This window comes from Streptomyces sp. NBC_00691 (assembly GCF_036226665.1).
GTDB lineage: Bacteria > Actinomycetota > Actinomycetes > Streptomycetales > Streptomycetaceae > Streptomyces.
In genome coordinates this window covers 2,669,283-2,684,031 of the sequence record NZ_CP109007.1, presented here as the reverse complement: position 1 = coordinate 2,684,031, position 14,749 = coordinate 2,669,283, and the positions used below count along the sequence as shown (strand labels likewise).

The 14,749-nt window shown below is 72.5% G+C and carries 10 protein-coding genes; 4 read left to right on the top strand and 6 right to left on the bottom strand.

The features are described from left to right. Nucleotides 1-6: 6 nt before the first annotated feature. Both OG392_RS12140 and OG392_RS12135 read right to left on the bottom strand, forming a co-directional pair. Nucleotides 7-2,061: a phosphocholine-specific phospholipase C gene (locus OG392_RS12140; RefSeq protein ID WP_329278490.1), complete on the bottom strand. Its 2,055-nt coding sequence runs from the start codon at nt 2,059-2,061 to the stop codon at nt 7-9. 232 nt (nt 2,062-2,293) lie between these two features. Then, a complete protein-coding gene (locus tag OG392_RS12135) occupies nt 2,294-2,710 on the bottom strand; it encodes an organic hydroperoxide resistance protein (protein ID WP_329278488.1) in 417 nt (138 codons plus the stop codon). 113 nt (nt 2,711-2,823) lie between these two features. Between OG392_RS12135 and OG392_RS12130 the strand changes: the two genes are divergently transcribed. The 4 genes from OG392_RS12130 to OG392_RS12115 all read left to right on the top strand — a co-directional run bounded on the left by OG392_RS12130 (nt 2,824) and on the right by OG392_RS12115 (nt 9,016). Continuing rightward, on the top strand, nt 2,824-3,306 hold the full coding sequence (locus OG392_RS12130; RefSeq protein ID WP_329278486.1) for a MarR family winged helix-turn-helix transcriptional regulator: 483 nt from the start codon (nt 2,824-2,826) through the stop codon (nt 3,304-3,306). A 129-nt stretch (nt 3,307-3,435) separates the two neighbouring features. Then, a complete protein-coding gene (locus OG392_RS12125; protein ID WP_329278484.1) occupies nt 3,436-3,882 on the top strand; it encodes a GNAT family N-acetyltransferase in 447 nt (148 codons plus the stop codon). Next, a complete protein-coding gene (locus OG392_RS12120; protein WP_443054758.1) occupies nt 3,879-5,171 on the top strand; it encodes an MFS transporter in 1,293 nt (430 codons plus the stop codon). Before OG392_RS12125 ends, OG392_RS12120 begins: the two co-directional genes overlap by 4 nt. Before the next feature lie 155 nt (nt 5,172-5,326). Beyond that, nucleotides 5,327-9,016 carry a S8 family serine peptidase gene (locus tag OG392_RS12115; RefSeq protein WP_329278482.1) on the top strand — a complete coding sequence of 1,230 codons (3,690 nt, stop codon included), beginning with the start codon at nt 5,327-5,329 and terminating at the stop codon, nt 9,014-9,016. 64 nt (nt 9,017-9,080) lie between these two features. On the opposite strand, the gene OG392_RS12110 is transcribed toward OG392_RS12115, so the two are convergent. From OG392_RS12110 to OG392_RS12095, 4 genes are all read right to left on the bottom strand, one after another. Then, nucleotides 9,081-10,523: an acyl-CoA synthetase gene (locus tag OG392_RS12110; RefSeq protein WP_329278480.1), complete on the bottom strand. Its 1,443-nt coding sequence runs from the start codon at nt 10,521-10,523 to the stop codon at nt 9,081-9,083. A 60-nt stretch (nt 10,524-10,583) separates the two neighbouring features. Continuing rightward, nucleotides 10,584-11,819: an MFS transporter gene (locus OG392_RS12105; RefSeq protein ID WP_329278478.1), complete on the bottom strand. Its 1,236-nt coding sequence runs from the start codon at nt 11,817-11,819 to the stop codon at nt 10,584-10,586. A 154-nt stretch (nt 11,820-11,973) separates the two neighbouring features. Further along, nucleotides 11,974-13,512 carry a GAF domain-containing sensor histidine kinase gene (locus OG392_RS12100; protein WP_329278476.1) on the bottom strand — a complete coding sequence of 513 codons (1,539 nt, stop codon included), beginning with the start codon at nt 13,510-13,512 and terminating at the stop codon, nt 11,974-11,976. 163 nt (nt 13,513-13,675) lie between these two features. Next, nucleotides 13,676-14,737 carry a rod shape-determining protein gene (locus tag OG392_RS12095; RefSeq protein WP_329278473.1) on the bottom strand — a complete coding sequence of 354 codons (1,062 nt, stop codon included), beginning with the start codon at nt 14,735-14,737 and terminating at the stop codon, nt 13,676-13,678. Nucleotides 14,738-14,749 lie beyond the last annotated feature (12 nt).

Below are 14,749 nucleotides of genomic sequence, written 5' to 3'. Positions count from 1 at the left end.
GGGTGGTCAGTAGGTGAGGATGGCCGGGTCCGAGACGCTCGCCGCGCCGGTCTCCACGTGGCCCGCGAGGCGGCGGACGTAGTCCGTGCTCACGGAGGACGTGAGGGTCACGTCGTACCAGTGGTGGGCGGCGGAGACGTCGACGCTGTGGGTGACGGTGGCGCCCTTCGCGACGGAGAGCGTCTTCGGGGTGCCGCCGTAGGCGTCGGTGAGGGTCACCGTCGCGGTCGTGCCCGCGTTGGTGAGGGTGAGGTCCAGCCGGCCCGTGGTGGCGTTGTGGCGGGCCGCCACCTCGGGGACGGCCGTCTTGCCGGGGGAGCGGAAGCGGCGGACGAAGCCGTTGGGGCCGTGGACGGTGAGGTCGGTGACGCCCTTCGAGTACTGGGTGTTCCAGGTGTCCGCGATCGTCTTGCCGGACTCCGTGGTGTACGTCCACGGGGCGTCCGTGCGGTTGGCCGAGGTCACGTAGAACTGAGCGCCCGCCGAGGGCCCGCCGCCGAAGGTGAGGCGGAACCTGCCCCCCGCGGTGTCGGCGGCGCCGTCCACGAACGGGGCGTACTTCAGCGGGCGGGTGGGCTTGGCGCCGCGCTCCTGGCGGGGCATCGTGCCGGTCGCCGGGGCGGTGGCGAGGAAGTCGGGGTGGCGGTTCCTGTCCGGCGGGAAGTAGCCGCCGGTCGGCGGCAGCGGGGCCGCCGAGGTGTTCGTACGGGAGAAGTCGAAGGCGGAGGTCAGGTCGCCGCAGACGGCCCGCCGCCACGGCGAGATCTGGGGCTCGGTGACGCCGAAGCGCTGCTCCATGAAGCGGATGACCGAGGTGTGGTCGAAGGTCTCGGAGCAGGTGTAACCGCCGGTGGACCAGGGGGAGACGACGAGCATCGGGACGCGCGGGCCGAGACCGTAGGGACCGGCCACGTAGCCGGTCTTGCCGCCGAAGTAGTCCAGGGTGGTGGAGGCCGTCGACAGTCCCTGCGCCGCCGAGCCCGGGGCGTACGGCGGGACGACGTGGTCGAAGAAGCCGTCGTTCTCGTCGTACGTGATGAGCAGGGCGGTACGGGCCCACACGTCCGGGTTCGAGGTCAGTGCGTCCAGGACCTGCGCGATGTACCAGGCGCCATAGTTGGACGGCCAGTTGGCGTGCTCGGAGAAGGCCTCCGGGGCCGCGATCCAGGAGACCTGCGGCAGCCGCCCGCCCTGCACGTCGGCGCGGAGGATGTCGAAGAATCCCTCGCCGGCCTTGGCGTTCGTGCCCGTGCGGGCCTTGTCGTAGAGCGGGTTGCCGGGCTGGGCGTTGCGGTAGTTGTTGAAGTAGAGCAGCGAGTTGTCGCCGTAGTTGCCGCGGAAGGCGTCGTCGATCCAGCCCCACGATCCGCCGGCGTTCAGGCCGTCGCCGATGTCCTGGTAGACCTTCCAGGAGACGCCCGCCGCCTCCAGGCGCTCGGGGTAGGTGGTCCAGCCGTAGCCGGCCTCGGCGTTGTTCAGGACGGGGCCGCCGCCCTTGCCGTCGTTGCCGACGTAACCGGTCCACATGTAGTAGCGGTTGGGGTCGGTCGCTCCGATGAACGAGCAGTGGTACGCGTCGCAGATGGTGAAGGCGTCGGCGAGCGCGTAGTGGAACGGGATGTCCTCGCGGGTGAGGTGGGCCATGGTGGCCTTGGTCTTCGCGGGCACCCAGTTGTCGTACCTGCCCTTGTTGAAGGCGCTCTGGCCGCCCGCCCAGTCGTGGTTGAGGCCCTGGAGGTACTCCATGCCCAGCTTGTCGCTGGTCGGCCGGAAGGGGAGCGTGACCTTGCCGCCGTCCGACTGGTTCCAGACGGACTTTCCGCTGGGGAGGGTCACGGGGCGCGGGTCGCCGAAGCCCCGTACGCCCTTCATCGCCCCGAAATAGTGGTCGAAGGAACGATTCTCCTGCATCAGGACGACAATGTGCTCGATGTCCTGGATGGTGCCGGTGGAGCCCTGCGCCGGTATCGCGGCGGCCCGCGCGACGCTCTCCGAGAGCATCGTGAACGCGGCTGCGCCGCCTGCGAGTTGAAGGAACCGGCGACGGTCGAGGTCGGCCATGGGGGAGTTCTCCTCCGGGTGGGGACGGGCACGGGTGGGGGTGCGCGTGCGGTGGCCGGGTGGGCCGGCCGAGGGCGCCCCAAGGAGAGCGCCCGTGAACCACCGGCCGGGGGCCGTTCCATGACTGCCCGTCGTACGGCAGACGAATCCCCCGTGCCCGAACGGAAAAACCCACAAGCGAACACCCCCGGTGGTCGATGACCGCCGGGGGCGTAAGTGAAGCGACAGAAAACTACTCGACGACGAGGTCGACCGTGATGTTGCCGCGGGTCGCCTTGGAGTACGGGCAGAACGCGTGGGTCTTCTCCAGGAGGGACGTGCCCGCCTCGCCCTGGAGGTGGTCCGGGAACTCGGCGCGCATCACGACCGCGAGGCCGAAGCCGCCGTCCGCGGCGTCCTTGCCGATGGAGACCTCGGCGGTGATCGAGGCCTCGGAGATGTCGATCTTCTCCTGGCGGGCCACCAGGTTCATCGCGCTGGCGAAGCAGGCCGCGTACCCGGCGGCGAAGAGCTGCTCCGGGTTGGTGCCCTGACCGTTGCCGCCGAGGGCCTGGGGGTGGGCGAGGGGGAGGTCGATGTGGCCGTCGGAGCTGACGGCGCGGCCCTCGCGGCCGTTGGCGGTGGCGACGGCGGTGTAGATCGCGTCCATGGTTTCCGTTCCTGTCCTCGGGAGGTGCGCTGCGGTGGCTCTCTATTAGTAGCGCACGATTCAGTTGTGCACAACTTAATCGCGTGTGAGGTGTCCTCGCGTATCCTGGAGCCATGGAGACGCTCGACACCGTCCCGGACGAGGACTTCCTCCGGCTCGACCACCAGATCTGCTTCTCGCTGCACGCGGCGACCCGTGCGTTCAACGGCGTCTACCGTGAGGCGCTCAAGGAGCTGGGGCTCACCTACCCCCAGTACCTCGCCATGCTGGTGCTCTGGGAGCACGGCGAGCTGCCCGTGAAGGGCATCGGGGAGCGCCTTCGGCTCGACTCCGGAACCCTGTCCCCGCTGCTCAAGCGGCTGGAGACGGCCGGATACGTCGAGCGGCGCCGCAGCCCCGAGGACGAGCGGTCCGTCACCGTACGGCCTACCGCCGAAGGGGCCGCGCTGAAGGAGAAGGCCCGCGTCGTGCCGCGCCGGATCGCCGCCGCGACGGGCCTCGACCTCGCCGACATCCGCGATCTGCGGGAACGCCTCGACGCCCTGGCCGTCCGGCTCGACAGTGTCGACCCGGACGACCTGAACGCCTGCCGCTAGGGCCGCCCTCCTGCTCGGCGCGGCGTCGGCCCTCCGCGCCCCGACGGGCCCGGAGGCCCCGGGTGCGACGCTTGAACCCTTGACCAAAACGTAAGGATCAACTGCCCCACCCACCCCTATACTCGCCCCATGTCCGAGTTCACTGTCCGGCGTGCCGTCGCCGATGATTCCAAGCGGCTGACCCGGCTGGTCAGGAGCTCCCGGGCCTATCGGGGGGACTACGCCACCATGGTCGAGGGGTACCAGGTCGGGGGCGCGTACATCGAGCACCATCCCGTCTTCGTCGCCGTCGACGCGAGCGACCGGGTGCTCGGGTTCTACGCACTGCTCCTCGACGACGCCGAGCTCGACCTCGCGTTCGTCGCCGACAGCGCGCAGGGGCGCGGCATCGGGCGGCTGCTCATGGAGCACATGGCCGGGCAGGCCGGGGCCGCCGGGTTGAAGGCCGTGCGGGTCGTCGCGCATCCGCCCGCCGAGGAGTTCTACCTCCGCACCGGCGCCGTGCGCAGCGGAACCGTCCCGCCCACCGGCCACATCCACTGGGAGCGTCCCGAGCTCCGGTACGACATCGCGTGACCGCCACCCAGCCGCGATCGCAGCCGCAGCCCCCCGAGTCCCAGGTCCCCGGCCCCGAGCGCCGGCGGCTCTTCGCCGATCTCACCCCGCTGCGGACCTCCGCCCACTACCGCCGCCTCTGGTTCGGCAGCGCGGTCTCCTGGGTGGGGCAGGGGATGACCTCGCTCGCCGTCTCCCTCCAGGTGTACGACATCACCCGGTCGCCGTTCTCCGTCGGTCTCGTCGGGCTGTTCTCGCTCGTCCCGCTCGTCGTCTTCGGGCTGTACGGCGGTGCCATCGCCGACACCGTCGACCGCCGCAAGCTCGGGCTCTACAGCGCCTGCGGTTCCGCCGTGCTGTCGGTCGGGCTCGCCTCCGCCGCGTTCGCCGGGTTCCACCGGGTCTGGTTCCTCTACGGGATCGTCGCCCTGCAGGCCGTCTGCGCCGCGCTCAACTCGCCCGCGCGCAGCTCGATGATCCCCCGGCTGCTCCCGCCCGAGCAGCTGCGGGCCGCCAACGCCCTGAACTCGATGGTCACGACCTTCGGGATGCTCGTCGGGCCGAGCCTCGGCGGGCTGATCGTCGGGTTCGCCGGGTACCAGACCGCGTACCTCGTCGACGCCGTCGCCTTCGCCGCGGGCCTGTACGCGATGTGGCGGCTGCCGTCGATGCTCCCGGACCGCAAGGGCGGCGGAAAGCGGGCCTCCGTCCTCGACGGGCTGCGGTTCCTCGCGACCCGGCCCAACCTCCGCATGACCTTCTTCTCGGACTTCTGCGCGATGATCCTCGCCCACCCCCGCGCCCTGTTCCCCGCCATCGCCGTGCTCTGGTTCGGCGGCGACGCGAGGACGGCCGGACTCCTCGTCGCCGCGCCCGCGTTCGGGGCGCTGCTCGGCGGCGTGCTCTCCGGCTGGCAGGGACGTGTCCGGCACCACGGGCAGGCGATCCTGATCGCCGTCGCCTGCTGGGGGACCGCCATCGCCGTCTTCGGGCTCACCCGGAACCTCTGGCTGGGGCTTCTCCTGCTCGCGGTCGCCGGGTACTCCGACACCGTCTCGATGATCTTCCGCAACACGATGATGCAGGTCGCGGCCCCGGACGAGATGCGCGGCCGACTGCAGGGCGTGTTCATCGTGGTGGTCGCCGGCGGGCCGCGCCTCGGGGACTTCCTCGCGGGCTCCGTGGCCGATCTGACCTCGCCCGCGGTCGCCGTCACGGGCGGGGGAATCGCCTGTGTCCTCGCGGTCGGCGCCCTCGCCCTGTACGGGCGCGGTTTCCGCCGGTACGACGCCCTCGACCCGACTCCGTGAGCAATTCTCCCCGAACGGTACGTCCTGTTCTGGCGGTTGGCCGCCACGGCGCATAACCGCCAGGACTGGACGGAGTCAACTCCCGTCCACCTGGCCAAGACTCCTCGCGGCACCCGGAAACACCCCCGACCCCGGGTCCACGAGGAGTTCGAACGATGACGTCGAGGACCACCCCCTTCGACAGAGGAAGGGCCGCGCTGATCGCCGCGGGCGTCTCCCTCGTGATGCTCTCGGCCGGGCAGACCGCCGCCGCCGGGAACACCACCTCCGCCGTACCGGACACCTTCAAGGGGGCGGCGGCGACCGCCACCGTCACCCTCGTCACCGGCGATCGTGTCACCCTCACCGACCTCGGAGGCGGCAAGCAGACCGTCACCGTCGACCGGGCCGAGGGCGCCACCGGCGCGGTGCGCAGCCGGATCTCGGGCGGCCGGGTCACGGTCGTCCCCGACGAGGCCCGGCCCTACCTGGCCTCCGGCGTGCTCGACCCGCGACTCTTCGACGTCACCGGTCTCGTCGAGCAGGGCATCACCGACGACCTGCCGCTGATCGTCACCTACGGCGGCAAGGGCGCCCGTACCGCCGCGGCGACCCCGCGCGGCGCCGAGACCGTCCGCCCGCTGCCCAGCATCGGCGGCGCCGCCGTCACCGCCACGGACCCCGCCGCCTTCTGGCGGGGCTTCACCGCCGCCCCGAACGCGCGGACCGCCGCCCCCGGCAAGGTCTGGCTCGACGGCCGGGTCAAGGCCGCGATGGCCGAGTCCAACGCGCAGATCGGCACCCCGAAGGCCTGGGAGGCCGGGCTCAGCGGCAAGGGAGTGAAGGTCGCCGTCCTCGACACCGGCGCCGACCTCGCCCACCCCGACCTCGCGGGCCGGGTCACCGAGTCCAAGTCGTTCATCGCCGGCCAGGAGGTCGCCGACCGCAACGGCCACGGCACCCACGTCGCCTCCACCGTCGGCGGCAGCGGCGCCGGCTCCGAAGGCAAGGAGAAGGGCGTCGCCCCCGGCGCCACCCTCGCCGTCGGCAAGGTCCTCTCCGACCAGGGCTCCGGATCCGAGTCGGAGATCATCGCCGGCATGGAGTGGGCCGCCAAGGACATCGACGCGAAGATCGTCTCGATGAGCCTCGGCTCCAGCGAACCCAGCGACGGCACCGACCCGATGGCCGTGGCCGTCAACACCCTCACCGCCGAGACCGGCGCCCTCTTCGTCATCGCCGCCGGAAACTCCGGCTACCCCGGCTCCATCGGCTCGCCCGGCGCCGCCGACTCCGCCCTCACCATCGGCGCCGTCGACTCCGCCGACGAGGCCGCCTACTTCACGAGCCAGGGCCCCCGCTTCGGTGACCAGGCCCTCAAGCCCGACCTCTCGGCGCCCGGCGTGGACATCCTCGCCGCCCGCTCCCAGCTCGTCTCCGGCAGTGGTCTCTACACCTCCATGAGCGGTACGTCGATGGCGACCCCGCACGTCGCCGGTGTCGCCGCCCTGCTCGCCGAGCGGCACCCCGACTGGACCGGCGCCCAGCTCAAGAGCGCCCTGATGTCCTCGTCGAAGACGCTCGACGCCTCCTCGTACGCGCTGGGCTCCGGACGGGTCGACGTGGCCGCCGCGATCGCCGCGAACGTCACCGCGACCGGCTCCGCCGACCTCGGCTTCGTCGGCTGGCCGTACGAGTCGAACAAGCCGGTCACCAGGACCGTCACCTACACCAACTCCTCCGACGCCCCGGTCGAGCTGGACCTGGCCGTCGAAGGCATGCCGGCCGGCGTCGCCGCCCTCGCCGACACCACCCTCACCGTCCCCGCCCACGGGACCGCGAGCACCACCGTCACCGGTGACGGCACCAAGGCCCCCGTCGGCCAGTCCTCCGGCCGGATCACCGCCACCGCCGCCGGCACCGCCGTCGCGCACACCGCGCTCGGCCTGGTGAAGGAGGAGGAGCGCTACACCCTCACCGTCCACGTCAAGGACCGGGACGGCGCCCCGGCCCCCGCCTACCTGGGCGTGCAGCAGCTCACGCAGGGCGTGGACCCGTTCCCGGCCACGGTCGGAGAGTCCGGCACCCTCGAACTCCGCCTCAAGCCCGGCATGTACACCGTCGACACCTTCCTCGACGTCCGCGGCTCCCACGGCAAGGACTCCCTCGGTCTCGGTTTCCTCACCGCGCCGGAGATCACCCTCGACCGCGACCGCGAGATCACCCTCGACGGGCGGCAGCTCCGCGAGATCCGCGCGGAGGTCGAGAAGCGCACCGAGACCCGGCAGCTTCTGATGGAGTTCGACCGGGAGGCCAACGGCGCCTCCTACGGCGGAGCCGTCCAGGTACCGCCGACGTACGACTCGATCTTCGCGGCGCCCACCACCAGGCCGGCCACCGGCACCTTCGAATACCGGACGGTCTGGCGCCTCGGCAAGCCGATGCTGGAGGCGAGCGTCGACGGCTCCCGCCTCTCCGGCGCGACCCCGCAGGCCGGTGCCACCCTCCTGGAGGGCGGCCACCGTCTCGGCCTCGTCGACGCAGGCACCGGAACCGCCGCCGAGTACCAGGGGAAGAACGCCACCGGCAAGGCCGTCCTCGTCCGGCTGGCAGAGGGCGCCGACCCGGCGCAGATCGCGCAGAACGCCCAGGACGCGGGCGCCAAGGCCCTGTTCGTCACCGACGACCGGCCCGGCCGTCTGATGAAGTGGTTCGGTACCGCCGACTACCAGGACCGGCCGCTCGCCGTCGCCACCGTCAACACCGCCGACGCCCGGCGCCTCGCCGCCGGCGCGGCCCGCGGCAAGCGCGTCGACCTGACCGGCACCCGCTTCACCCCGTTCACGTACGACCTCTCCGAGGGCCACCCCGGCGCCATCGGCAAGGACCTCGTCTTCCGGCCCGGCAAGCACGAACTCGCCACCATCGACTCCACCTTCTACGCGCCCACCAGGCGCGAGGAGCTGGGCGGCGAGTTCCGCTACTCGATCACCGACACCTTCCCGATCGGCTTCGGCTTCAAGGAGCGGATCTCCTTCCCGGCCGAGCGCACCGAGTACGTCTCCACCGGCACCGGCCAGCGCTGGCACGAGTCCGTGGACCTCGGCGAATCCCTGGAGCAGCGCGGCGGCACACCGTCCTACCGGGGCGGCAGCCGGGTGGACCTGGACTGGTTCGGCCCCGTCTGGCACCCCTGGCTGGGCACCGGACTCGGCTGGGGCCAGCAGCGCACCGGCAACGACCTGCGCTTCAACACCCCCGGCTGGGGCGACTCGGGCACCGACCACACCGGCTTCGGCAACGTGTGGAACGACGACTCGATGACCCAGTACACCGAGGTGTACGTCAACGGCGCCCGCGTCGACCGCAAGATGAGCTCCGGTGCCTACGCCTGGGACGCCCCCGCGGAGGAGGCGGCCTACAAGGTCGTCACCGACACCACCCTCGACCCGGCGCGCTGGCGGCTCGCCGGCAAGGGCCACAGCGAGTGGACCTTCCGCTCCGCCGAGACCCCCCACGACAAGGTCACGTACCTGCCGATGCTCAACCTCGGCTTCGACGTGGACACCGACCTCGACGGTGACGTCCGCGCCGGACGCAAGCTGCCCGTCGGGATCTCCGCCGAGTACGTGAAGGGCGCCACCGGCACCGGCACCATCACCGGCGGCACCCTGGAGGTCTCCTACGACGAGGGCAGGACCTGGACGAAGGTCGCCCTCAGGAAGTCGCGGCACGGCGCCGCCTGGGACGGCGAGCTGCGCGTCCCGTCCGGCGCGGGCTCCGTCTCGCTGCGGGCCGGGGCGAGCGACGACCGGGGCGGCTCGGTCACGCAGGAACTGATCCGCGCGGTGGGCGTGAAGAAGTAGCCACCGCCGGCCGACGACCGGGCCCCCTCCTGCGCCGCAGGAGGGGGCCCGGCTCGATCTCCCCTCAACGACCTTCCTGCAAGGCCTTCTTGAGGATCTTGCCCATGTCGTTGCGGGGGAGGGCGTCGAGAAGGCGCACCACCCGGGGCCGCTTGTGCGGGGCGAGCAGGCGCGCGACGTGGTCGGCCAGCTCCGAGGCCGCCGGGGGAGTCGACGGGTCCTCCGGCACCACCCAGGCCACGATCCGCTCGCCGAGGTCCGGGTCGGGCTCGCCGGTGACGGCCGCCTCGCGCACCCCGGGGTGGTCGAGGAGCGCGTTCTCGATCTCGCCCGCCCCGATCTTGTAGCCACCGCTCTTGATCAGGTCGGTCGCCTTGCGGCCGACCAGCCGCACCGTGCCGTCCGCCTCGCGGACCGCCATGTCGCCGGTGCGGAACCAGTCGCCGTCGAAGGCCGCGGCCGTCGCGTCGGGCCGGTTGAGGTAGCCGGAGAACAGGTTCGGGCCGCGCACCTGCACCTCGCCGACCGAGTCCCCGTCCGGCTCCTCGAGGACGGAGCCGTCCTCGTCGACGAGCCGCAGGTCCACGCCCGTGAGGGGGAGACCGACGGTCCCGGCGCGCGGAGCGCCGCCCGGCAGGACGCTCGTGTTCATGAGCGTCTCCGTCATCCCGTACCGCTCCACGACCGTCCGGCCCGTCGCCGCCGCGATCCGCTCGTGGTCGTGGACCGGGAGCGCGGCGGACCCGGAGACGAGGAGCCGGGCCCCGGCCAGCGCCCGGACCAGCGCGGTGTCCTCGGCGAGCGCGTCCGCGAGCCGGTGGTACATGGTCGGTACGCCGAACAGCATCGTGCCGCCGCCGCCCAGCTCCCGGGTCACGCCCTCCACCGAGAACGCGCCCAGATGCCGGACCTCGCCGCCCCGGCGCAGCGGCCCCAGGATCCCGAGGACCAGCCCGTGCACATGGAACAGCGGCAGAGCGTGCACGAGGACGTCCTCGGCCGTCCAGGACCAGGCCCCGGCGAGCGCGTCGAGCGAGGCGGCGATCGCGCGCCGGGACAGCAGGACACCCTTCGGCGGTCCGGTGGTGCCCGAGGTGTAGACGATCAGGGCGGCGGACTCGGCGTCGGCCGTCTCCGTCCCCCGCGGGCCGCTCGCGGTCGGATCCACGACGATCCGGGGGAGCCCGGCGAGCCCGGCGGGCAGCACGTCGTCCGCCCCCGTGAGCACGGCCGTGGGCTTGCTGTCGTCGAGGATGTGCGCCAGCTCGCGTTCACCCGTCCGCGGATTGAGCGGTACGGCGGGCACGCCGGCGAGCAGGGCCCCGACGACCGCGACGGCCGTGTGCGCGGACGGCGTGGCCCAGACGGCGACCCGCCCGGCCCCTCCGATCCGGGCCGCCAGCGCCCCGGCGGCCCGCGCCAGTTCCTCGTACGTCAGGGTGACCGGGCCGCAGCGCAGCGCGGGCCGGCCGGAAGGGGCCGTCAGGGCGGGGAAGAGCGCACTCACCGGTCGTACTCCTCGGGTCGCTGTCGAGTTCGAGGGTTCCGGGAGGCATTCTGCCGTCCGTCACGGACGGCCCGCCGTGATCTTCGTCGCCTCCGGCTTCGGGTCCTCGCCCTCCGGGCGGATTCCGCGCATGCGGCCCCAGGCGTACACACACCCCGCCAGCGCCAGGTCCGACAGCAGCATGAAGCCGATCGAGTACGAGCCCTTCGCGCTGTAGATCGCCCCCATCACCAGCGGCGGCAGGAACCCGCCCAGGCCGCCCATCGCCCCGACGATGCCCGTCACGCTGCCGACCTTCGCCTGCGGAGTCACCTGCGAGACCAGCGCGAACACCGAGCCGCTCGCCGTGCCCAGACCTGCCGCCATGATCAGCAGGGCGATGGTGCCGCCCGGGTCCAGCGGTGGGTCGAAGGCCTGGACGATGGCGAGGAGCGCCACCACGGCGAGCGCGGCGGCCGTGACGAGCGCCGGATGGATCCGGTCCGAGAGCCAGCCGCCGATCGGCCGGAAGACGACGGTCACCAGCGCGAATCCGGCCGCCTTGGTGCCCGCGTCCGTCGGGTCCAGCTCGTACCAGGTCTTCAGATACGTCGGCAGGTAGACGCCGAACGCCACGATGCCGCCGAAGCCGATCGCGTACAGCGCCGACAGCTCCCAGGTCACCCGCAGCCGCCCCGCCGCGCGGAGCCTGGTCGCCAGGGAGGCGGTGGGCACGGGCCGGTCGGGCCGGTCGGTGATGAGGAACGCCGCGAGCACCGCGTACGCCGCGAGCGCGACCGCCACCACGATGAACGGCAGGTTCTCGCCGTGCTTCGCGATGCGCGGCGTGAAGTAGCCGGAGAGCGCCACGCCGCCCATGCCCATGCCGAACACACCGAGCGCGAGACCGCGTTTCTCGGGCGGGAACCAGGAGTTGACCAGCGGGATGCCGATCGCGAACGTCGTACCGCCGAGGCCGAGGAGGAAGCCGACGACCAGGAGCAGGCCGTAGCTGTCCTTGACGACGATGAGCAGCAGGACGGGGATGATCGTCAGCGCCGAGACCAGCGGGAACATCAGCTTCGCCCCGTACCGGTCGGTCAGCGCGCCGGCCGGGATCCGGCCGAGCGAGCCGACGAGGACGGGGACCGCGACGAGCAGCGACTGCTCGAAGGAGCTGAGTTCGAGCCGGTCGCCGTACCAGCTGGCGAGGGGCGCGATCAGGTCCCACGCCCAGAAGGTGAGCGTGAAGCCGATGGTGGCCGTCACCAGGTTGCGGTAGGCCGCCGCGTTCGGGGGCTTGGTCTCGGTGTCCACGCCTCCAGTCAAGATCGGGGCGGGGTGCGCGGCGCGCGGGACTGCTCCGTCCGAGTGGGTGCCCCGACGGGCGTCGCGTACGAGGACCAACGGGGTGTCCTGCCGGTCGGGCCGGGCTCGCGGCGCCGGATCCGGCCCGGCCGACAAGAGACCCCTACGGCCAGGTCACCGTCGTCGGCGGGGCGCCGTCGTCCGTGACCCGCAGTCCGGCGCCCTCGTTCCCGACCGACACCTCCACGGTCATCGCGCCGATCCCCGGCCGCCGGTGGGCCGCCGCCAGCGCCCCGCGCAGCGTGGCCAGGAGCCGGCCGGCCGTCTCCTCGTCGATGAGGGTGTCGACGGCCCCGGAGAAGTGCACGGACGGCTGGAAGCCGAGCAGGACCGCGGCCCCGCCCGTCTCCCGCAGCACCTTGCCCCGGAAGGACGTCGGGGCGTCCGCCGGTGGCTGCTGGAGCGCGAAGATGGTCGTACGGACCTCCTGGATCGTGGAGTCCAGCTCGTCCACCGCCCGTCCCAGGAGCTCGTTGTCCTCGGAGGAGTCGACCGCCCGCCGCCGGGTGGACTCCAGCATCATCTCCGTGGCGAACAGGCGCTGGACGACCAGGTCGTGCAGGTCACGGGCGATCCGGTCCCGGTCCTCGTACACCGCGAGCCGCTCCCGGTCGTGCCGGGCGTCGGCGAGGACCAGCGCGAGCGCCGCCTGCGAGGCGAACTGCGAGGCGAGGAGCCGGTCGACGGCCGAGTACGGCCGGTCGCCGCGCCGCCGGGGCAGGGCGAGCGTGCCGATGAGCCTTCCTCCGCTCTGCAGCGGCAGCATCATCGACGGCCCGAAGCGGGAGCGGACGTGCGTGGTCATCCGGGGATCCGTCGCCGAGTCCTCGATGAACACGGGCTCCCCGCCGAGGAGCTGGACGAGCACGGGCGAGCCGGGTGCGATCGCCGTCCCCACCAGATCGCCCGGGTCGTCCGTCGTCGAGGCGGCGACGATCTCCATCCCGCCTTCGCGGGTGGGCTGGAGGACGACCCCGGCCGAGGCGCCGGAGAGGATGCGGGCCTGCTCGGCGACGGTCATCAGCGCGTTCTCCGCGGACGCGCCGGTCAGCAGGGCCGTGGTCACCGCCGCCGCGCCCTCGATCCAGCGCTCCCGCTGCCGGGCGGTCTCGTAGAGCCGGGCGTTGCCGATGGCGATCCCGGCCTGCGAGGCGAGGACCCGGAGCAGGGAGAGGTCCTCCTCGGAGAAGCCGCCGCGCTTCTCGGTGAGGTACAGATTGCCGAAGACCTCGGTGTGGACCCGGATGGGGACGCCGAGGAAGCCGCGCATCTCCGGGTGTCCCGAGGGCACCCCGGAGGAGCGCGGGTCCGCCGTCAGATCGTCGACGCGCAGCGGTCGCCGGTCCTGCACGAGGACGCCGAGCAGTCCGGTGTGGCCGTCGGGGAGGCCCCCGACGCGCTGCCGCTCCTCGTCCGTCATGCCGGCGGTGAACAGTTCGGTGACGCGGTGGCGCTCGGGGTCGACGACCCCGAGCGCGCCGTAGCGGGCCCCGATGAGTTCGGTGGCCGAGTCCACGATGTGCTGGAGGGTGACGCGGAGTTCGAGGTCCGTGCCGACACTGAGGACGGCTTCGAGCAGCATGGGCAGGCGGGGCGCGTCCTCGTCCGTGTGCCCGTCCCTGTCCTCGTCCATGATCGTCATGGTCTCATTGTCGTACGAATCGTTCGGTTTCGCGTGATTGTGTCCGACCGGACATCCGGGTCGCGCTCCGTGCGGAGTCCCGGAAGGGGGCCGGGCCCGGACGTCCGACTCCGCCCCCCCGGCCGGGGTGCGACCGGACCCCGGCCGGGACTCCGACGGGTCCTCAGTCCTCGTCCGCCAGCGGGTCCCGCTCGGCCAGCGGGTCGAGGACCATCGGCTGGACCTTGCCCTCCAGCATCGCGCCGAGGCCCAGGACCGCGCAGACGTCGGGCCGTTCGGCGATGTGCACCGGCATGCCGGTCGCCTCGCGCAGCATCTGGTCGAGCCCCGGCAGCAGGGCGCTGCCGCCGACCATCATGATCCCGCGGTCCGCGAGGTCGGCCACCAGGTCCGGCGGGCAGTCCCGCAGCACCTTCCCGATGCCGTCGAGGACCGCCGTCAGCGGGGTGTGGATGGCCTCGCGCACGGCGGCGGTGTCGACGGTCACCGAGCGGGCCAGGCCCGTGGCGACGTCACGGCCGTGGATCTCGGTCGAGGCCGGACCGTGGGGCGTCAGGCCGTTTCCGCTGAGGGCGAGTTGGAGCGGGCGGACCGACTGGCTCGGCAGCATCAGCTCGTGGTGGTGGCGCAGGTGCTGGATGACGGCGTGGTCGATGGCGTCACCGCCGACCGGCATCCGCTCCGCCGTGACGATCGAGCCCAGCGAGAGCACCGCGACCTGCGTGGTGGCCGCCCCGCACACCAGGATCATCGTCGCGGTCGGCTGCTCGACGGGCAGTCCGCAGCCGACCGCGGCCGCGATCAGCGTGTCGACCAGCTCGACGCGGCGGGCCCCGAGACCGACGAGGGTCTCCACGGCGGCGCGCTGGGCGAGCGGGTCGCTGTCGTGGGGGGTGCAGGCGGCGGCGCGGAGCCTGGGCTTGCGGCGGAGCTGACGGCGCAGCTTCTCGCCGAGGAGGTGACGGAGCATGCGCTGCGCCATCTCGATGTCGACGACCGTGCCGCCCGAGACGGGGCGGACGACCCGGATGTAGTCGGGGGTGCGGCCGGTCATCTTCTCGGCCAGCGCGCCGACGGCGATCAGCGCTCCGGTGCGGGTGTTGACGGCGGCGACGCTCGGCTCGTCGACGACGAGTCCGGCGCCCTTGACGAAGACCCGGGTGCGGGCGGCACCCAGGTCGACGGCGACATGGCAACGACGCAGCTGCTCAAGGCTGACGGTCACGGCGGATCCTCC